We start from the raw sequence: 20,441 nt of genomic DNA on the forward strand, positions 1-20,441 counted from the left end.
ACGCACAACGGCCCAGTTTGAGTTGGATAGCACTGTTTCAAATCTGTGCTATCCAGCTCAAACTGGGCCGAATGGATCAGCGGGTTCTTCGGCGAGTCACCAGATACCGGGGATCAGGGTGGGCACGAACGGGTCGATGGCCACTGCCAGGAAGAGCAGTGACAGGTAGGTGATCGAACCGTGGAAGACCTTCATCGCCTTGAGCGAGGTGCCGTCCTTACCCTGCTTGGCACGGGAGACCAGCGAGTAGCACGACCACAGGAACCAGACTCCGGCGCCGACGGCCACGATCGTGTAGACAGGACCCATCGGAGCGACGGGAATGAGCGCGAGTGAGCAGGCGATCATCGCCCAGGTGTAGAGGATCATCTGACGGCCGACGGATGTCGGCGGAACCTTCGACGGCAGCATGGGCACGTCGGCGGCGTCGTAGTCGGCCTTGTACTTGATCGCCAGCGGCCAGTAGTGCGGCGGGGTCCAGAAGAAGACGACGAGGAAGAGCAGCACGGGCTCCCACGCGATTCCTCCGGTCACGGCCGACCAGCCGATGAGCACGGGCATGCAGCCTGCAGCGCCGCCCCAGACGATGTTCTGTGAGGTGCGGCGCTTGAGGACGAGGGTGTAGAAGACTGCGTAGAGCAGAATCGCCGAGGCGGTGAGTCCCGCCGTGACCCAGTTCGTGAATCCGCCGAGCCAGAAGATCGAACCGATGCCGAGCACGAAAGCGAAGATGAGTGCAGAACGGGGGCTGATCTCACCGGTGACGAGGGGACGGTCCTTCGTCCGTTCCATCTTCGCGTCGATGTCACGGTCGACGTAGCAGTTGAAGACCGAGGCCGACGCCGCAGCAGCGGCTCCGCCGATGAGGGTGTTGATGACCAGCCAGATGTTCGGCAGTCCCTGAGCGGCCAGGAACATCACGGGCGCGGTCGTGACGAGGAGCAGCTCGATGACGCGCGGCTTGGTCAGCGCGATATAGGCGCTGATGATCGAACGCGGTCGGGTAGCGAGGCTCTGCTCGTCGATGGCCCTCTGCAGAGGTCGTTCACTCTGCTCTTCCCGGTTCTGACGAAGTTTGCTCACGCCCTAGATTCTACCTGTTGTCGAAGTTTTTGCCAGTCGCGCGCAGGCGAGTCGAGTCACTGACGATGCGGACGAGGAAGGCCACCGCCGCACACACCGGAGCAAGCACGACGACCTGCACGATGAGCACTGAGATGAAGCTCAGCGAGGCCGACTGCGGATCCGTCCGGAGGAGATTCGCATCGACGCACAGACCGATGAATCCGGTGATGACGGAGTAGACGAGGGCGGTCGTCCACACCAGTCCGCCGCGCCGTGCATTGAGCATCACGGCCAGCGCTGCCGCGAAGGGGATGAGCAGAAGGAGTGTGCCCAACGTCCACAGGCCGAGCTCCCCGATGTCGACGGTGCCGCGGAGCGGCTGGGCGATCGCCGACGACACGGCGACGGTAGCCACGGCGAAGAACACCGGGCACGCCGTGCCGATCCGGGAGATCAGCCGACGGAGCCCCCTCGTCTGTTCGGCCACCTCGGCGAAGTCGGGGCGCCTGCCCGCCGGCCGATCGGATCGCTGGTCCCCGCTGTCTGCGACGGCGGCATCGATCACGGGATCAGCACCTTTGCTCACCCTGTCATCCCTCCAGTCAGGCACAGTCCATTTTCGGTCTCCGCAGCACACAGCAGCTATTGGATGTCGAACCCGCAGCTGTGCGCGAGACCACACTTTACCCGTCGGTAGCCTAAATGTCTCGCTCCCTCTCAGCACGGCGGGTGAACAGGGGCGGCGCTTCAGGCATCCGACGGGTAGAGTTTGAATGCACGCTCTTAAGACGAACGAAGGATCGCTCGACGACATGACAACTCTGTCCTGGACTGAACTCGACAATCGCGCAGTCGACACTGCCCGCCTCCTCGCCGCGGATGCGGTGCAGAAGACAGGGAACGGGCACCCGGGCACCGCAATGAGCCTGGCTCCCATCGCACACTACCTGTATCAGCACGGACTCACTCACGACCCGGCCGACCCGACTTGGGTCGGCCGTGATCGTTTCGTCCTCTCCTGCGGTCACAGTTCGCTCACGCAGTACGTCCAGCTCTACCTGGCAGGGTTCGGGCTCGAGCTCGACGACCTCAAGGCGCTGCGCACATGGGGTTCGCTCACCCCGGGGCACCCGGAAGTCGGCCACACCGCCGGCGTCGAGATCACCACGGGGCCCCTGGGCTCCGGACTGGCCTCGGCCGTGGGCATGGCCATGGCCGCTCGCCGTGAACGCGGACTCTTCGACCCCGAGGCGGCTCCCGGCAGCTCACCGTTCGACCACAACATCGTCGTGCTCGCCTCGGACGGCGACCTCGAAGAGGGAGTGTCCGGTGAGGCGTCATCGCTGGCAGGGACGCAGGAGCTGTCGAACCTGCTGGTGATCTGGGACGACAACAAGATCTCCATCGAAGACGACACCGCGATCGCCTTCGGCGAGGACACGGCCGCCCGGTACGCCGCCTACGGCTGGCACGTCCAGCACGTCGACTTCACTGCCGGCGGTGACTACCACGAGGACATCGAGGCCTTCCACGCCGCCGTCGAGGCTGCTCGCGCGGATTCCCGCCCCTCGTTCATCCGCCTGTCCACTATCATCGCCTGGCCGGCCCCGAACGCGCAGAACACCGGCGGGTCTCACGGTGCGGCCCTCGGCGAGGACGAGATCCGGGCGACCAAGGAGGTCCTCGGCTTCGACCCGGAGTCGACCTTCGCCGTCGACGACGAGGTTCTCGCTCACACTCGTCAGGCCCTGGACCGCGGTCGTGCCGCCCACCTCGAATGGGACAAGTCCTTCGCCGAATGGCGCACCGCCAACCCGGACAACGCCGCCCTCTTCGACCGTCTGTCCAAGCGCGAGCTGCCCGCCGGCCTCGATGCGGCTTTCCCGGTCTTCGAAGCCAGCGAGAAGGGCATCGCCACTCGCGCGGCGTCCGGTCAGGTTCTCAATGCGATCGCCGAGACCATGCCCGAACTCTGGGGCGGTTCCGCCGACCTCGCGGGCTCGAACAACACGCTGATCAAGGGTGAGCCGAGCTTCCTGCCCGCTCACCGCTCCACGGGTGCATTCTCCGGCCACGAGTACGGACGCAATATCCACTTCGGCGTCCGCGAGTTCTCCGCCGGTCTCATCGGCAACGGCATCGCCCTGCACGGCGGAACCCGCCCGTACAACGGCACGTTCCTCGTCTTCAGCGACTACCAGCGGCCGGCCGTGCGCCTGGCTGCCCTCCAGCAGCTGCCGAACCTGTTCGTGTGGACCCACGATTCGATCGGCCTCGGTGAGGACGGACCGACCCACCAGCCGATCGAGCACCTCTCCGCGCTGCGGGCGATCCCCGGCCTCGACCTCGTCCGACCGGCCGATGCGAACGAGACCGCGGTCGCATGGCGGAAGATCCTCGAACGCACCGACGGCCCCAGCGGACTCGTCCTGACCCGACAGGCCGTGCCGGTCCTCGACCGTGAGAAGTACGCCCCCGCCTCCGAGGCCGCACGCGGCGGCTATGTGCTCACCGATACCGGTGACCAGCCCGAGGTGGCCATCATCGCCAGCGGTTCCGAGGTCGCCATCGCTCTCGAGGCCGCCGAAGCTCTGCAGGCATCGGGCACAGCCGCTCGCGTCATCTCCATGCCGTGCCAGGAATGGTTCGACGCTCAGCCGGAGGACTACCGGGCCACTGTGCTGCCGCGAACGCTGAAGGCACGGGTGAGCATCGAAGCCGCCTCGGCGATGAGCTGGCACAAGTACCTCGGCGATGCCGGTCGTGCCGTGTCCATCGAACATTTCGGTGCATCCGCGGACTACCAGACCCTGTACGAGAAGTTCGGCATCACGGCCTCGGCCGTCGTCGACGCAGCCAAGGAATCCATCAACGCAGCAAAGGCGGAAGCATGAGTGAACGTCTCCAGCAGCTCAGCGCGGCCGGAGTCTCGATCTGGCTCGACGACCTCTCGCGCACCCGACTCGAATCCGGGGATCTCGCCCGCCTCATCGAGAGATCCTCCGTCACGGGTGTGACGACGAACCCGACGATCTTCGCGAACGCGATCTCGGCAGCCGACGACTACGACGCTGCGGTCGCCGAGCTCGGTGCCTCCGGTGCCGATGTGGATGAGGCCATCGAGGCACTGACCACAGCGGATGTCGCCGAGGCGGCCCGCCTGTTCCGTCCGGTCTTCGAGTCCACGAACGGCGAAGACGGTCGCGTGTCGATCGAGGTCGCTCCCCCGCTGGCTCATGATGCGCAAGCGACCGTCGCCTCGGCGAAGGCCCTGTGGGAACGGGTCGGCGAACCGAATGCGATGATCAAGATCCCGGCCACCGAGGAGGGACTCCGCGCGATCTCCGAAACGATCGCGGCCGGGATCAGCGTCAACGTCACGCTCGTGTTCTCCCTGACCCGCTACCGCCACGTCGTCGAAGCCTTCCTCCAGGGGCTGGAGAAGGCCCGCGCCGCCGGCCATGACCTCTCGACGATCCGGTCGGTGGCCTCGGTGTTCGTCTCCCGGGTGGACTCCGAGATCGATTCCCGTCTCGACTCCATCGACGACCCGAAGGCCGTGGAGCTCAAGGGCAAGGCGGGCATCGCGAACTGCGTGCTCGCCCATGAGATCCACTCGCAGCTGTTCACCTCCGAACGCTTCCGAGTCCTCGAACTCGCCGGGGCCCGTCCGCAGCGTCTGCTGTGGGCCTCGACCGGAGTGAAGAATCCCGACTACGCCGACACGATGTACGTGACCGGGCTCATCGCACCGAACACCGTGAACACGATGCCCGAGCCCACCCTGGAGGCGTTCGCCGACCACGGTGAGGTCACCGGCCAGATCACGTCCGAGCACTACCGTGCCGCCGACGAGGTCTTCGATGCTCTGGCACGACTGGGCATCGACTACGCCGAGGTCATGACCGTGCTCGAAGAGCAGGGGCTGGAGAAGTTCGACGTCAGTTGGACCGAACTCCAGGAAACGATCCGTACGGCTCTGGACCGCTCATGAAGCTCTCACTCTCTGTCCCCGTCGATGAGGAGTTCGAGGCAGAGGCCGCGCGTCTCATCGACGCCGGCCTGGCTTCCCGGCTGAGCGCCAAGGATGCGGAACTGTTCGACGGGGCCGCCGATGCAGCGGACCGGATGGGCTGGGTGGATCTTCCGCAGAACGCCGCAGATCTGCTCGATGAGATCGAATCCCTGCGGGCGCGCCTGCAGGAGCAGGGTCTGCGCACGATCAGCTTGGCCGGAATGGGCGGGTCATCGCTCGCTCCCGAGGTGATGGCGCAGACGGCCGGTGTCCGACTCGAGATCGTCGATTCGACGGATCCCAATCAGGTCGCCGAGGCGATCGGCACCGATCTCGAACACACGGTCCTCATCATCGCGTCGAAGTCCGGAACCACGGTGGAGACGGATTCGATCCGCCGCAGCTTCGCCGCGGCCTTCGAATCGATCGGCGTCGATCCGGCGTCCCGGATGATCGCGATCACCGATCCGGGAACCGAACTCGAGACGCTGGCCGCCGATCAGGGCTTCCTTGCGACCTTCCTCGTCGACCCCACGGTCGGCGGACGCTTCAGTGCTCTCTCGGCCTTCGGACTCGTCCCCGCGGGTCTGGCCGGTGTCGATGTGCGCGGGATCGTCGCAGAGTCCGCCGCGGCCGCCGCCGACCTGTCTGCCGACGGTCTGGACAATCCTGCACTGCGGTTCGGCGCTTGGCTGAGCATCGCCCACGCCCGGACGACGGAGAAGCTCGTCCTCGCCGAGACCGCCGAGCAGCTGAACGGGCTCGGGGCCTGGGTCGAGCAGCTCATCGCCGAATCCCTCGGCAAGGACGGTCAGGGCATCCTTCCCGTCGTCGTCGATTCACCTGCCGACATCGGGTTCTCCGATGCACGCGCAGACGCACTCCTGTGCCTGCTCGGGCCGGCAGCCGATGACTCGGAGCTGGGTGCGCCGTCCGGATTCGAAGCGACTATCACCGGTGGGTTGGGCGAGCTGTTCCTGTTCTGGGAATACGCCACGGCCATCGCCGGATACAGCATCGGGGTCAATCCCTTCGACCAGCCTGATGTGGAGGCCGCGAAGGCACAGGCCAGGCATCTGCTCGACGGACCGGACTCGGGTTCGACGGAGCAGCCGCGGTTCCGTGAGGGAGACATCGACGTTCTCGAGGTCGTCGACGAGGCCACTGATCTCGTCGGAGCTCTGGAGGAGCTGTTCTCGCAGGTCGACGAGTACGGATATGTCGGCATTCAGGCCTACCTCGATCGGATCGCCGATGCCGAGGCTGCGGATCTGCGTCCGCTCGTGTCCACGCATGCCGGAGTGCAGACGACCTTCGGCTTCGGCCCCCGCTACCTGCATTCGACCGGTCAGTACCACAAGGGCGGTCATCCGAACGGAGTGTTCCTCCAGATCACCGGTGAGGCTCGCACTGACCTGCTGGTGCCGGGACGCGACTTCGGCTTCGCTCAGCTGCAGCGCGCCCAGGCCGCCGGCGATGCGGCGGTGCTGAGTGAGAAGGGCCGACCCGTGGTGCGTCTGCACCTGCTTGATCGTTCTCGTGGGCTCGAACAGCTGCGGGAGGCGATCGGGTCGATCAGCCCGCGCCACCACTTCGGCCACGACTGATCTGCCTGAAACGGCACTGATCCGCCGGAGCGAGGGACAGGGCACGAACAGAGAAGGACCCCGACCGATTCGGTCGGGGTCCTTCTCATTCGTCCACCGGGGCGTCGCCTCGGTGTCGGTGTCTCACGGTCTCGGCATCAGCGGGCCACGATGGCTCAGGAGTTGAACCGAGTGAGGACGCCCAGCAGGATGATGCAGGCCGCCCAGATGATCGCCATGAGCGTCGTGAACCTATTGAGGTTGCGCTCCGCGACGCCCGAGGATCCCAGCGACGAGGACATTCCGCCGCCGAACATGTCGGACATGCCACCGCCCTTGCCCTTGTGCATGAGGATCAGCAGGGTGAGGAAGATGCTCGTGAGCACGAGCAGCGCGATGAGAATGATGTTTAGGATTTCCACGTCGGATTCAACCTATGTTTCGTCGAGTGTTTCGTCGAATGATGCGTCTGTCAGTCTACTTCGCGACCGCGGCCTTGCACAAAGCGGCGAAGTCCGGACCGCTGAGGCTCGCACCTCCGACCAGTGCGCCGTCGACGTCCGCGGAGGCGACGATTTCGGCGACGTTGTCGGCCTTGACCGACCCGCCGTAGAGAATGCGGGTGGTCTGGGCAAGAGCGTCGCCATACTTCTCACCGATGCGTGCGCGGATCGCCGATGCCATCTCGGCGGCATCGGCGGCAGTGGCTGTCTCTCCGGTGCCGATCGCCCAGACGGGTTCGTAGGCGATGACGAGGCCGGAGAGGTCGCCTGCGTCGAATCCGGCCAGCGACTCCTCGAGCTGTCCGAGGGTGAACTCGACGTGGCTCTTCTCCTGCCGCTGTTCCAGCGACTCCCCCACGCAGAGGATCGGTGTGAGTTCGGCCGAAAGTGCGGCCTTGATCTTCGCGGCCACGACCTCGTTGGTCTCGTGGTTGTCGGCACGGCGTTCACTGTGGCCGATGACCACGTAGCTGCAGCCGAGGCGGGAGAGGAACGATGCGGCGATCTCTCCGGTATGCGCTCCGGGAGCGTGCTGGGAGACGTCCTGGGCACCGTACTTCAGCCACAGCTTGTCCCCCTGGACGAGTGTCTGCACCGAACGGATGTCGGTGAACGGCGGAATGACGACGACTTCGCAGTCGCTGTCGTCGAGTTTGGCGTCCTCGAGTGCCCAGGCGAGCTTCTGGACAGCGGAGATCGCCTCCAGATGATCGTGGTTCATCTTCCAGTTGCCTGCCAGCAGCAGGGTGCGGTCGCTCATGGTGTCTGTCTTCCTCATCCGAGTGCGTCGAGTCCGGGCAGGGTCTTGCCTTCGAGATATTCGAGGCTGGCACCTCCGCCGGTGGAGATGTGGCCGAAGGCGTCATCGGCGAAGCCGAGGCTGCGCACGGCGGCTGCGGAATCGCCGCCGCCGACCACGGTCAGCCTCTGTCCCCCGCTGCTGCCTTCGTCGGCCAGAGCTTGGGCTACGGCTTTGGTGCCGGCGGCGAAGGCCGGGAACTCGAAGACGCCCATCGGCCCGTTCCAGAACACAGTGGTCGAGCCTGCGATGATCTCGGCATAGGCGCGCGCCGATTCGGGGCCGATGTCGAGGCCGAGGCCGTCGCCTCCGGCCGGAGTGTCTTCGAGTTCGGCGACGGGCCGGACCCAATGCTCGGCGTCGGCGGCGAAGGAGGCGGCCATGACGATGTCCGTGGGCAGGACGATGCGTGCACCACCGGACCGGGAGCGTTCGAGGTAGCCCTTGACGTCGTCGATGCGGTCCTTCTCGACCAGGCTCGATCCGATGTCGTGGCCGAGTGCGGCGAGGAAGGTGAAGACCATTCCCCCGCCGATGAGCAGATTGTCGGCGCGGTCGATGAGGTTGTCGATGACGCCGAGTTTGTCCGAGACCTTGGATCCGCCGAGGACGACGGTGAACGGGAATTCGGGGTTGTTGAGCAGCCTGTCGCTGACCTCGACTTCCGCACGCACGAGTGAGCCGGCATAGTGCGGGAGGAGGCCGGCGATGTCGTAGACCGAAGCCTGCTTGCGGTGGACGACGCCGAATCCGTCGGAGACGAAATCGTCGGCCAGCGCTGCCAGCTGGGTGGCGAATTCCTGGCGCTCAGCATCGGACTTCGCCGTCTCGCCGGGATTGAAGCGCAGGTTCTCCAGCAGCAGCACGTCACCGTCGGACAGGGCTGCGGCCTTCGTCTGCGCATCGTCACCGACGGTGTCGGCGGCGAAGGCGACCGGACGGCCGAGGGCTTCGGCGAGTTCGGGGACGATCGGGGCCAGTGAGAACTGCGGATCCGGTTCTCCCTTCGGCCGGCCCAGATGCGACATCACGATGACCCTGGCTCCCGCCTCGGCGAGGGACCTGATCGTTCCGGCCGAGGCCAGGATGCGACCGCGGTCGGTGATCGTGCCGTCGTCCATCGGCACGTTGAGATCGCTGCGGACGAGCACCGTGTGGCCGGCGAAGATGCCCGCATCGTCGAATGTCCTCATGAGTCCCTTTCGCTGAGAATGTAGCTGACCATGTCTTTGAGTCGGTTCGTGTACCCCCACTCGTTGTCGTACCAGGCCACGACCTTGATCTGGTCGCCCAGCACCATCGTGAGCTTGGAATCGACGATCGCCGAGGCGGTGGTGCCGACGATGTCGCTGGAGACGAGTTCGTCGGTGGAGAAGTCGAGGTAGGGCGATCCGTCCGCTGCGGAGGCGAGGATCGCGTTGACCTCGTCGCGGTCGGCGCTCGTGGAGGTGGTGAAGGTGAAGTCGATGATCGATCCGGCGGGCACGGGTACACGCACGGCGAGTCCGTCGAGCTTGCCCTCGAGGTGGGGCATGACGCGGCCGACGGTGCGTGCGGCTCCGGTCGTGGTCGGCACGATGTTGACGGCGGCGGCTCGGGCGCGACGCAGGTCCCGGTGGGGTCCGTCGACGAGCATCTGGTCGCCGGTGTAGGCGTGAACGGTGTTGAGCAGACCGGATTCGACGCCGAGGGCGTCGTCGAGCGCCTTGACGACGGTGGCCATGCAGTTCGTCGTGCACGAGGCGTTCGAGACGACGGAGTGCGCGGACGGATCGAAGGTGTCTTCGTTCACGCCCATGACGAGGGTCGCGTCGACGTCCTTTCCGGGGGCGGAGAGTACGACGGTCTGCACGGTGCCGCCGAGGTGGGCCTCGGCCTGGTCCTGCCGGGTGAAGCGTCCGGTGGATTCGACGACGAGTTCGACCTTGTGCGAACTCCAGTCGATGGCGGACGGGTCGGCTTGGCTCGTCACCGCGATCTCTCGTCCGTCGACGATGATCGCCTCGTCGGCGGCGTCGACATCATGGTCGAAGCGAGGCCACACGGAGTCGTGGGAGAGCAGATGAGCCAGCGTCGTCGTATCGGTGAGATCGTTGATGGCCACGACCTCGAAATCAGCATCGGGTTCGAGGGACAGACGGAACAGGGCACGGCCGATGCGGCCGAAGCCGTTGATGGCGATTCGTCTCATGCCTCGATCTTAGCGATCCTCGAGCATTTCCGGGGTCAGACTGGCTTCGGTGCCGGGAATTCCCAGTTCTTCCGCATGCTTGTCCGCAGTGGACAGCAGCCTGCGGATCCGGCCGGCCACCGCGTCCTTCGTCATCGGCGGGTCGGCGAGCTGACCGAGCTCTTCGAGGGACGCCTGTTTGTGGGTCACGCGAAGCTGACCGGCGTAGCGGAGGTGTTCGGGGACGTCGTCGCCGAGGATCTCCAGGGCGCGTTCGACCCGGGCGCCGGCGGCCACGGCGGCCCGTGCCGAGCGACGCAGGTTCGCATCGTCGAAGTTCGCCAGGCGGTTCGCGGTCGCGCGGACCTCCCTGCGCATCCGCCGTTCCTCCCAGACCAGCACGGCGCTGTGGGAGCCCATGCGGGTGAGCAGCGCGGCGATATCGTCGCCGTCGCGGATGACGACGCGGTCGACTCCCCGGACCTCGCGGGCTTTCGCACTCAGTCCGAGTCGGCGGGCTGCGCCGACGAGGGCAAGAGCCGCCTCGGGGCCGGGGCAGGTGACTTCCAACGCCGAGGAGCGCCCCGGCTCGGTCAGTGATCCGTGGGCGAGGAAGGCTCCGCGCCAGGCGGCTTCGGCATCGGCGACGGAGCCGTTGACGATGGCCGAGGGCAGTCCGCGCACGGGACGGCCGCGGTTGTCGACGAGTCCGGTCTGGCGGGCCAGTGCTCCCCCGTCACGGGTGACGCGCAGCAGGTAGCGGTTGGAGCGGCGGATTCCGGCGGCATTGATGACGACGATGTCGGCATGCTGACCGTAGAGATCCTTGATCTCTGCTCGCAGCCGTTTGGCGGCCTGGGCAGTGTCGAGTTCGGCTTCGAGAACGATCGAGCCGTTGACGAGGTGGAGGGCGGAGGAGAAGCGGAAGATCGAGGACACCTCGGCCTTGCGGGCGGAGGTGCGAGTGATCTTCACTCGCGCCAACTCGTCCTTGACCTGAGCGGTCAGTGCCATAGCTCGTCCTCCTGCACCTGAAGTTCTACCACTGCTCGGCGACGCCGATCCCGGCGTCCAACAACATGTCACGGTAGCATGCCGCCAGCTTGAGGCTGTCATGCTGTCCCTGCCTCCGTGAGCGCAGGGGACGTTCCCAGAGTTTCGCTCCGAACATGTCCTCGGCCCGCTGCGGCAGGTCGGGTTCGAGTTCGGTGGCCGCCTCGTCGACGAGAACATAGTCCAAGGTCAGTGAGCGGGCATGACGGTGGAGGGAGACGAGGTGTTCGCCGAGGCTCAGGTCCTTCGTCTCACCGTCGGTGGAATTGAGGTTGAGCGTGAGGGATTTCACCGCTGTCGAGGCCACGATCGCCTCGGCGAGCGAAGGCACGAGCAGGTGCGGCATCACCGAGGTGTACCAGGAGCCGGGGCCGAGGTTGAGAACCTCGGCCTCCTCCACGGCTTCGATCGTCTCGTAGCGGGCCGGTGGAGCCGCCGGGTCGAGGCGCACGGTCTCGACGTGGCCGACCGTGGAGGCGAGCACGGACTGTCCGCGCACGACCTGGAAGGAGCCGGGGAACTTCACATCGGCTTCGATCGTCAGCGGGACCGAGGACATCGGCAGCACTCGACCGTGAGCGCGCAGCAGACGGGCCATCCAGTCCAGGCCGGCCACATGGTCGCCGTGGATCTGCCACAGTGCTGCGATGAGCAGATTGCCCACCGCGTGGCCGTGCAGCTCACCTGTCGACTCGAAGCGGTGCTGGATGACATCACGCCAGGTCTGGCCCCACGTGCCGTCGTCGCAGAGTGCGGCCAGAGCCATCCGCAGATCGCCGGGAGGCAGTCCGCCGAGTTCGTCGCGCAGTCGTCCGGATGAGCCGCCGTCGTCGGCGACTGTGACGACCGCGGTGAGGTCTTCGGTGAGCAGACGGAACGCCCTCAGCGCCGCGTAGAGTCCGTGGCCTCCGCCGAACGAGACGATATTGGGACCGTCCTTCTGTGCGCCCGTGGAGATGACGGGCAGATCTTCGGTCTCCATGTCATTCTCTTCCCAGATCGCGATGACGCACAGCCACTGGGATCCCGGTCTGGGCCGACAGCAGTCGTCCGACCCTTTCGCTGATCGCCACGGAACGGTGTTTGCCGCCTGTGCAGCCGATTCCGATCATCGCGTAGCCGCGGCCCTCGTGCAGATATCCCTCGGCGACGGTGGACAGGGTTGCGGCATAGCGTTCGATGAATTCCTCGGCGCCGTTCTGCTCGAGGACGTAGGCTGCGACATCGGAGTCGAGTCCGTTGTGTCCGCGCAGATGGGGAATCCAGTACGGATTCGGCAGGAAGCGGACGTCGGCGACGTGGTCGGCGTCCTTGGGCAGGCCGTATTTGAAGCCGAAGCTCATCACCGTCAGACGCAGCGGCGGGGTGTCGTCGTCGCTGAAGCGTTTGCGCACCTCCGCGGAGAGCTGGTGCACGTTGAGGTCGGAGGTGTCGACGATGATATCGGCGCGGTGTTTGAGGGACTCGAGTTCGGCACGTTCGGCTTCGATGCCGTCGAGCAGGGTCCCCTCCCCCTGCAGAGGGTGGGGCCGCCTGGTCGATTCGAAGCGTCGGACGAGGACTTCGTCGGAGGCGTCGAGGAAGACGATGCGCAGGGACAGACCCTGATCGACGAAATCGCTGATCGTCTCCTGCAGTTCGGCGTATTTGGTGCGCCCTTTGGCGTCGATGACGATGGCGATCTTCGGCAGGGCGCCGTCGGCACGGGCGACGAGTTCGACGAGCGGACGCATCATCTGCGGCGGCAGATTGTCGACGACATACCAGTCCATGTCTTCGAGCACATTGGCCACGGTGGTGCGGCCTGCTCCGGACATGCCGGTGACGAGCACAACCTCGATGGGGTGGTCGGATCCGTTCGATTCGGCCTGCACGCTCACTCGTCCTCCTCTGTCCGTGCCCGATCGTTAGGTGGGCACTGTACCTCTCGGCACTACTCTAGGGCAGAATCGCAGAGCTCAGTCGGCCAGAGCCGTGACGATCTTCGCGGCGAGGGAGGGACCGATTCCCTTGACCTCGCAGATCTCCTCGGCGGTGGCAGCACGGACCTTCTTCACAGATCCGAAATGGCGCAGCAGAGCGGTGCGCTTCGACTCTCCGAGACCCGGAATGTCGTCGAGCACGGAGCTCGTCATCGCCTTCGCACGTTTCGACCGGTGATAGGTGATGGCGAAGCGGTGGGCCTCATCACGCAAGCGCTGCATGAGGAAGAGCCCCTCGGAGTTGCGTGGGAGGATGACCGGGAACGGATCGTCCGGTATCCAGATCTCTTCGAGCCGTTTGGCCAGACCGACGACGGAGATGTCGACGATGCCGAGATCCGTCAGTGCCCGCGTCGCTGCCGCAACCTGCGGGCCGGCACCGTCGACGACGAGGAGGCTGGGTCGATAGCCGAAGCGCTCATCGGGCTCCTCGGAGGTCATCTGTTCGAGGTAGCGGCTGAAGCGACGGGAGACGACGTCGTACATCGAAGCCGTGTCGTCGGCCGCGGCTTCACCGTGGATGGCGAAGTGTCGGTAGTCGCGCTTCTTCGCCATTCCGTCTTCGAACACGACGAGGGAGGCGACGACGTTCGAGCCCTGGGTATGGGAGATGTCGATGCATTCGATGCGCAGCGGTGCTTCCGGCAGGTCGAGGTGCTCCTGGATCTCCTTGAGAGCCTGGCTGCGGGTCGTCAGGTCGGACGAGCGTTTGAGCTTGTGCTGGATGAGCGCTTCCTTCGCGTTCTTCCCCACGGTCTCCAGGGCCGCCTTCTTCTCCCCGCGCTCGGGTACCCGCACGGTCACCCGCGAACCGCGCTGCTCGCTCAGCCAGGCCTCCAGGGACTCCAGATCCGCCGGCAGTGTGTCGACGAGGATCTCGTTCGGAATGGCATCGGCATCGAGTCCGGAGTAGGCCTGTCGCAGGTAGTCGGTGGTCAGTTCCGCGGGCGTGTGATCATCGGAGCGTTCGATGATCCAGCCGCGTTGGCCGCGGATACGACCCTGGCGCACATGGAAGACCTGGACGGAGGCTTCGAGCTCCTCGGTGACGAGGGCGAAGATATCGCAGTCGGCGCTCACCGACAGGACGACGGCGGATTTGTCGAGGACCTTCTGCAGGGCGGAGATCTCGTCGCGCAGACCGGCCGCGCGTTCGTAGTCGAGTTCGGCCGCGGCTGTGGCCATCTCCTTCTGCCGGTGGCTGATGAACCGGCCGGTGTTTCCGGACATGAAGTCGGAGATGCTGCGGGCCAAGTCCTTGTGATCGTCCTTGCTGATCTGACCGACGCAGGGAGCAGCGCATTTGTCGATATAGCCGAGCAGGCAGGGCCTGCCGCTGCGTTCGGCCCGCCGGTAGACCCCTGCTGTGCAGGTGCGCATCGGGAAGGCCTTGAGCAGCAGGTCGAGGGTGTCCTTGATCGCCCACACCTGAGCGAAGGGACCGAAGTACTTCACGCCCTTGCGGCGTTTTCCCCGGGTGATGAAGGCCCGAGGCACCTCGTCATTCATCGTGATCGCGAGGTAGGGGTAGGACTTGTCGTCGCGGAACATGACGTTGAACCGCGGGTTGAACTCATTGATCCACGTCCATTCGAGCTGCAGAGCTTCGACCTCGGTGTCGACGACGGTCCACTCCACCGAGTTCGCGGTGTGGACCATCGTCGAGGTGCGCGGGTGCAGCTGGGCAGGGTTGGCGAAGTACGAGTTGAGTCGGTTGCGGAGGTTCTTCGCCTTTCCGACATAGATCACCCGCCGGTCGGGGTCACGGAATTTGTAGACCCCGGCCGACGTGGGGATCGACCCGGTGGCCGGACGGTAGGTGGATGGATCAGGCATTCGGATCAGGACTTGAGCATCGGCTTGAGGAACCTTCCGGTATGTGATTCGGCCACCTCGGCGACCTCTTCGGGAGTGCCCTGGGCGATGATCTGCCCACCGCCGCGGCCGCCCTCGGGTCCGAGGTCGATGATGTGATCGGCATTGCCGATGACGTCAAGGTTGTGTTCGATGACGATGACCGTATTGCCTTTGTCGACGAGTCCCTGGAGGACCATGAGCAGCTTCGAGATGTCCTCGAAGTGCAGACCGGTCGTCGGTTCGTCGAGCACGTAGACGGTGCGACCGCGGGAGCGCTTCTGCAGTTCGGCGGCGAGCTTGACACGCTGTGCCTCACCGCCGGAGAGAGTCGTGGCCGGTTGGCCGAGTCGGACATAGCCGAGCCCCACCTCGACGAGGGTCTTGAGGTGTCGAGAGATCGCGGGAATCGCGGCGAAGAAGTCGTTGGCCTCCTCGATCGGCATGTCGAGGACCTCGGCGATGTTCTTGCCCTTGAACGTGACTTCCAGGGTCTCCCGGTTGTACCGGGCGCCCTGGCAGACCTCACAGGGGACGTAGACGTCGGGCAGGAAGTTCATCTCGATCTTGATCGTGCCGTCGCCGCTGCAGTTCTCGCAGCGTCCGCCCTTGACGTTGAAGGAGAATCGACCGGGCAGATAGCCGCGGACCTTCGCCGATTCGGTTTCGGCGAACAGTCGGCGCACATGGTCGAAGACGCCGGTGTAGGTCGCGGGGTTCGATCGCGGGGTGCGACCGATCGGCGACTGATCGACGTGGACGACCTTGTCGAGATTGTCCAGGCCGGTCACGCGCTTGTGCCGTCCGGGCACCCGCGAGGCGCCGTTGAGGACGTTGGCCATCTGTGTGTAGAGGATCTCGTTGACCAGAGTCGATTTGCCCGAACCGGACACGCCGGTGACTGCGGTGAGCACACCGAGAGGGAAGGACACCGTGACGTCGCGCAGGTTGTTCTCCACGGCCTTCTCGACGGTGACCATCCGGTCCTTGTCGACGGGGCGGCGGGTCGGCGGGATCTGGATCGCCCGTCGGCCGGAGAGGTAGTCGCCGGTGATCGATCCTTCGGCATCCTTGAGGCCGGTGACGGGACCGGAGTAGACGACCTCTCCCCCGTGCTCGCCGGCGCCGGGTCCGATATCGACGATCCAGTCGGCGGATTCGATGGTGTCCTCATCGTGTTCGACGACGATGAGGGTGTTGCCGAGATCCTTGAGCTTGTTGAGTGTTTCGATGAGTCGGCGGTTGTCTCGCTGATGCAGTCCGATCGACGGCTCGTCGAGGACGTAGAGGACGCCGACGAGGCCGGAGCCGATCTGCGTGGCCAGGCGGATGCGCTGGGCCTCACCGCCGGAGAGCGTACCGGCTGCCCGGTTGAGGCTGAGGTAGTCGAGGCCGACGTCGAGGAGGAACCCGAGTCGGGCGTTGATCTCCTTCATCACCTGCGCCGCCACGGCGGCATCGCGGGAGCTCAGCTCGAGGGAACCGAGGAAGGAAGCTGCTTCGTCGAGGGCGAGTTCGGAGACCTCGGCGATGGACCTGTCTCCGACCTTGACGGCAAGGATCTCCGGTTTGAGGCGCGTACCGTCACAGCTGGCACACGGGATCTCGCGCATATAGGACTCGTAGCGTTCCCGCGACCACTCGGATTCTGTTTCCTCGTGCTTGCGCTGAATGTATTGGTAGACGCCTTCGAAGCCCGTCGAGTACGTGCGTTCACGCCCGAAGCGGTTCTTGTACTTGACATGGACCTTGTAGTCCTTGCCCGTCAGAATCGCGGTCTTCGCGGACTTCGGCAGCTTCTTCCACGGCGTCTTCATATCGAAGCCGAGTTCGTCGCCGAGGCCCTTGAGCAGACGGTTGAAGTACTTCGAGACCTGTTTGCCTCCCGACCAGGGGGCGATGGCCCCGGAGCCGAGGCTGAGGTCCTCGTCGGGGACGACGAGATCTTCGTCGACCTGCAGGCGGGTGCCGATGCCGTCGCAGGTGGGGCAGGCGCCGAAGGGCGAGTTGAAGGAGAACGAGCGGGGTTCGATCTCGTCGATCGTCAGCGGGTGCTCGTTCGGGCACGACATGTGCTCGGAGAAAGTGCGGGTCGTGCCTTCGTCGACGAGTTCGATGTCGATGCGTCCGTCGGCGAGCCCCAGGGCGGTCTCGACGGAGTCGGTCAGCCGCGGGCGCATTCCCGATTTGGCGACGAGGCGGTCGACGACCACGGAGATCGTGTGCTTGTACTGCTTCTCCAAGGTCGGCGGTTCGCTCAGGCTGATCTGCTCGCCGTCGACGATGGCCCTGGAGAAGCCCTTGGACTGCAGGTCGGTGAAGAGGTCGACGAATTCGCCCTTGCGGGACCGGACGACGGGAGCGAGGACGAGGAACTTCGTCCGCTCCTCGAGTTCGAGCAGCTGGTCGACGATCTGCTGCGGGGTCTGCTTCGTGATGACCTCACCGCAGACGGGACAGTGCGGGATGCCGATCCGCGCCCACAGCAGGCGGAGGAAGTCATAGACCTCGGTGATCGTGCCGACGGTCGAACGCGGATTGCGCGATGTCGACTTCTGGTCGATCGACACCGCTGGAGACAGCCCTTCGATGAAGTCGACGTCGGGTTTGTCCATCTGCCCGAGGAACATCCGGGCATAGGAGGACAGGGATTCGACGTAGCGTCGCTGTCCCTCGGCGAAGATCGTGTCGAAGGCCAGCGAGGACTTGCCGGAACCGGACAAGCCGGTGAACACGACCATCGAATCGCGCGGCAGCGCGATCTCGACGTTCTTGAGATTGTGTGCTCGAGCTCCCTTGACCCACAGGGTGTCGAGATGGGAGACGCCTGTCACTTGCTCACCGTTATTGGTTTTCATCACCTGACCACTGTATTACTCGGCACTGACATTGCTGTATTCGCAGCGGTTTCCGGCTCATCTGCCGATCTCTCCGACGGAGAGGATGCGGAGCACGATATCTCCGGATTCGTCGCTGGCGGCCACGTCCACCTCGGCGTCGATGGCCCAGTCCCTGTTGTCGTCGGGATCGGCGAGGATCTGTCGGACGCTCCATGTGTCTGAACCGGGGCTGATGTCGATATATTCCCGACCGCGGGCTTTCTGGTCGACGATGAGCTCCCCGTATTCGTCGTAGAAGTCCTCGATCGCGTCTTCCCAGGCCCGGGAGTCGAATCCGGATTCGGCGTCGAGGCGGCCGAGCTCCGTGTAGTTCGCACGTTCGGCCAGCAGCACTCGGTGGAACAGGGCATTGCGGACCTCTGCGGTGAACACCCTCGTATTCTCGGAGAAGCGGCGGTCGAGTGCCGGCAGATCGTCGGGAGCTTCGGTGGGGTCGAGTCCCTGCAGGGTGCGCCATTCGTCGAGCAGCGACGAATCCGTCCGGGCGATGGTCTCACCACACCATTCGATGATGGTCTCGAGTTCCTCGGTCCGGTTCTCCGCGGGGACGTTGTGGAGCAGTGCGCGGTAGACGTCGGTGAGGTAGCGCAGCAGGCTGCCCTCGGCCCGGGCGAGACTGTAGTAGCCGACGAACTGGGTGAAGCCCATGGCCTGCTCGAGCATGTCGCGGACGACGGATTTGGGTTCGAAGCCGCCTCGGTGCAGCCAGGGATGAGTCTCGACGAAGTGGTCGAAGGCCGGGTCGAGCATCTCGGCCAGGGGTGCGGGACTTTCGATCTCGTCGAGGATCGCCATTCGTTCGGCGTATTCGACGCCCTCGGCCTTGAGTTCGGCCAGGGTCTCTCCCTTGATCCGGTCGAGTTGGCCCTTCAGTATCTGGAACGGCACCGAGGTGGTCGCCTCGACGATGGATACGACGTCGAGGGCGTAGGTGTCGTCGTTATCGTCGAGAAGCTCCAGTGCGGCAAGCACGAAGGGAGCCAGGGGCTGGTTGAGCGCGAACTGGGGGCCGAGGTCCTGGGTGGCGATGAGTTCGCTGCCGCGGACCTCGATGAGTCCGGCGTCGATGAGGGAGCGTCCGATGCTGATCGCGGTGAGTTTGAGGTCGAGCCGGCGTTCCCGTGTCTCATGCGTCTTGTCGATGAAGTCGCTGATGGTCGACACATCGGAGCCGGGGCGGGCGACGAGGTTGAGGATCGTCGAATGGTCGATCTTCATCCGCGGACGCAGGGTCTCGGATTCGCCTTCGATGAGTTTTGCGAAGGTCTCTTCGGACCAGCCGACGAAGCCGACCGGGGCAGCCTTCTTCTTGACCTTCTTCTTTTTCTTCTTGTCATCATTGGCCGCTTTGGCTTCTGCCTTGAGGTTGTCGATGACGTGTTCGGGGGCTTGGGCGATGACGTAGCCGCGGGTGTCGAATCCGGCGCGGCCGGCGCGGCCTGCGAGCTGTTGGAACTCGCGGACGCTGAGTCGGCGCATCTTCCGCCCGTCGAACTTCGTCAGTCCGGTCAACAGCACGGAGCGGATGGGCACATTGATGCCCACACCGAGGGTGTCGGTGCCGGAGATGACGAGCAGCAGTCCCTTCAGCGCGAGCTGTTCGATGAGGCGGCGGTACTTCGGCAGCATTCCGGCGTGGTGGACGCCGACGCCGTGCAGCAGCAGTTTGCGCAGACTGGTCCCGAATCCCTTGCCGAAGGTGAAGCCCTTGATGGCTGCGGCGATGGCGGCCTTCTGTTCCTTGGAGGCAAGGTCGACCGAGAGCAGGTTGGTGGCGAGGTCGATGGCACCGTTCTGAGAGTAGGAGACGACGTAGACCGGGGCCTTGTCGTTGCGGACGAGTCCGCGGAGAGTGTCCGAGAGCGTCTCCGTCGAATATTCGTAGTCGAGCGGGACCGGCCTGGTCGCCGAGGTGACCACGGAGGAGTCGCGTCCGGTCGTCTCCGTCATCGTCCGTCGGATGTCGGTGGTGTCGCCCAAGGTGGCGGACATGAGGACGAACTGGGTCTGCGGCATCTCGAGGAGGGGCACCTGCCAGGCCCAACCGCGGGAGGGGTCGGCGACGTAGTGGAATTCGTCCATGACGACCATTCCGGCGTCGAGCATTCCGCCTTCGCGCAGCGCCTGGTTGGCCAGGATCTCCGCCGTGGCGCAGATGACGGGCGCCTCCGGGTTGACGGTGGAGTCGCCGGTGATCATCCCGACGTTCTCGGCGCCGAAGGCGTCGATGAGGGAGAAGAACTTCTCGCTCACCAGGGCCTTGAGCGGGGCCGTGTAGTACGACCGGATCCCGCGGGTGAAGGACTGGTAGAGAGCGAACAGAGCGACGAGTGACTTCCCCGAGCCGGTCGGGGTCGCCATGATCGTATTGTCTCCGGCGAGGATCGTGAGGAACGCCTCGTCCTGAGCCGGGTAAGGCTCGACACCGATCTCTTGGCAGTATTCGCCGAAGGACTCGTAGATCGTGTCGTCGTCAGCGAATTCCGCTGGGATCTCCTGCAATCTGGCCACGCT

General features: G+C 65.1%; 15 protein-coding genes. 3 read left to right on the forward strand and 12 right to left on the reverse strand.

The window, feature by feature from the left end; genetic code table 11:
- Positions 1–96 precede the first annotated feature (96 nt).
- Together ACVZTU_RS09840 and ACVZTU_RS09845 are read right to left on the reverse strand one after the other, a co-directional pair.
- Positions 97–1,083: a heme o synthase gene (locus ACVZTU_RS09840; protein ID WP_101544292.1), complete on the reverse strand. Its 987-nt coding sequence runs from the start codon at positions 1,081–1,083 to the stop codon at positions 97–99.
- Positions 1,084–1,093: 10 nt separating this feature from the next.
- Positions 1,094–1,651 (reverse strand): hypothetical protein, encoded by a 558-nt coding sequence (locus ACVZTU_RS09845; RefSeq protein WP_376905646.1) that lies wholly within the window; start codon positions 1,649–1,651, stop codon positions 1,094–1,096.
- 226 nt (positions 1,652–1,877) lie between these two features.
- Here ACVZTU_RS09845 and tkt point away from each other — a divergent pair, with 226 nt between their 5' ends.
- From tkt to ACVZTU_RS09860, 3 genes are read left to right on the forward strand one after another with little or no spacing between them, the layout of a single operon-like run.
- Positions 1,878–3,959 (forward strand): transketolase, encoded by a 2,082-nt coding sequence (gene tkt / locus ACVZTU_RS09850; RefSeq protein WP_139467286.1) that lies wholly within the window; start codon positions 1,878–1,880, stop codon positions 3,957–3,959.
- Positions 3,956–5,059 (forward strand): transaldolase, encoded by a 1,104-nt coding sequence (gene tal / locus ACVZTU_RS09855; RefSeq protein WP_482400314.1) that lies wholly within the window; start codon positions 3,956–3,958, stop codon positions 5,057–5,059. The genes tkt and tal overlap by 4 nt, the downstream gene beginning before the upstream one ends.
- On the forward strand, positions 5,056–6,687 hold the full coding sequence (locus ACVZTU_RS09860; protein WP_181270524.1) for a glucose-6-phosphate isomerase: 1,632 nt from the start codon (positions 5,056–5,058) through the stop codon (positions 6,685–6,687). The genes tal and ACVZTU_RS09860 overlap by 4 nt, the downstream gene beginning before the upstream one ends.
- A gap of 155 nt (positions 6,688–6,842) precedes the next feature.
- Here the strand turns inward: ACVZTU_RS09860 and secG are convergent, their stop codons facing one another.
- The 10 genes from secG to ACVZTU_RS09910 form a co-directional block, all read right to left on the reverse strand.
- Positions 6,843–7,088, reverse strand: coding sequence for a preprotein translocase subunit SecG (gene secG, locus ACVZTU_RS09865; RefSeq protein ID WP_101544300.1), 246 nt, complete (start codon positions 7,086–7,088; stop codon positions 6,843–6,845).
- A gap of 55 nt (positions 7,089–7,143) precedes the next feature.
- On the reverse strand, positions 7,144–7,929 hold the full coding sequence (gene tpiA / locus ACVZTU_RS09870) for a triose-phosphate isomerase (RefSeq protein WP_139467289.1): 786 nt from the start codon (positions 7,927–7,929) through the stop codon (positions 7,144–7,146).
- Positions 7,930–7,943: 14 nt separating this feature from the next.
- Positions 7,944–9,161, reverse strand: a complete 1,218-nt coding sequence (locus tag ACVZTU_RS09875) for a phosphoglycerate kinase (RefSeq protein WP_482400315.1) — start codon at positions 9,159–9,161, stop codon at positions 7,944–7,946.
- The gene (gene gap / locus ACVZTU_RS09880) at positions 9,158–10,159 is read right to left on the reverse strand and encodes a type I glyceraldehyde-3-phosphate dehydrogenase (RefSeq protein WP_139467291.1); all 1,002 of its coding nucleotides are present in this window, start codon (positions 10,157–10,159) and stop codon (positions 9,158–9,160) included. Before gap ends, ACVZTU_RS09875 begins: the two co-directional genes overlap by 4 nt.
- A 9-nt stretch (positions 10,160–10,168) precedes the next feature.
- Complete coding sequence (gene whiA / locus ACVZTU_RS09885; protein ID WP_139467292.1) at positions 10,169–11,152, reverse strand: DNA-binding protein WhiA; 984 nt, start codon at positions 11,150–11,152, stop codon at positions 10,169–10,171.
- A gap of 25 nt (positions 11,153–11,177) precedes the next feature.
- Positions 11,178–12,173, reverse strand: coding sequence for a gluconeogenesis factor YvcK family protein (locus ACVZTU_RS09890; protein ID WP_482400316.1), 996 nt, complete (start codon positions 12,171–12,173; stop codon positions 11,178–11,180).
- Position 12,174: 1 nt separating this feature from the next.
- Positions 12,175–13,065 carry an RNase adapter RapZ gene (rapZ, locus tag ACVZTU_RS09895; RefSeq protein ID WP_420096181.1) on the reverse strand — a complete coding sequence of 297 codons (891 nt, stop codon included), beginning with the start codon at positions 13,063–13,065 and terminating at the stop codon, positions 12,175–12,177.
- A gap of 84 nt (positions 13,066–13,149) precedes the next feature.
- Complete coding sequence (uvrC, locus tag ACVZTU_RS09900; RefSeq protein WP_482400317.1) at positions 13,150–15,009, reverse strand: excinuclease ABC subunit UvrC; 1,860 nt, start codon at positions 15,007–15,009, stop codon at positions 13,150–13,152.
- A 5-nt stretch (positions 15,010–15,014) separates the two neighbouring features.
- On the reverse strand, positions 15,015–17,885 hold the full coding sequence (uvrA, locus tag ACVZTU_RS09905; protein WP_139909772.1) for an excinuclease ABC subunit UvrA: 2,871 nt from the start codon (positions 17,883–17,885) through the stop codon (positions 15,015–15,017).
- A 57-nt stretch (positions 17,886–17,942) separates the two neighbouring features.
- Positions 17,943–20,438 carry a DEAD/DEAH box helicase gene (locus tag ACVZTU_RS09910; protein ID WP_482400318.1) on the reverse strand — a complete coding sequence of 832 codons (2,496 nt, stop codon included), beginning with the start codon at positions 20,436–20,438 and terminating at the stop codon, positions 17,943–17,945.
- Positions 20,439–20,441: the final 3 nt, after the last annotated feature.

This window comes from Brevibacterium sp. OS20 (genome assembly GCF_056837565.1).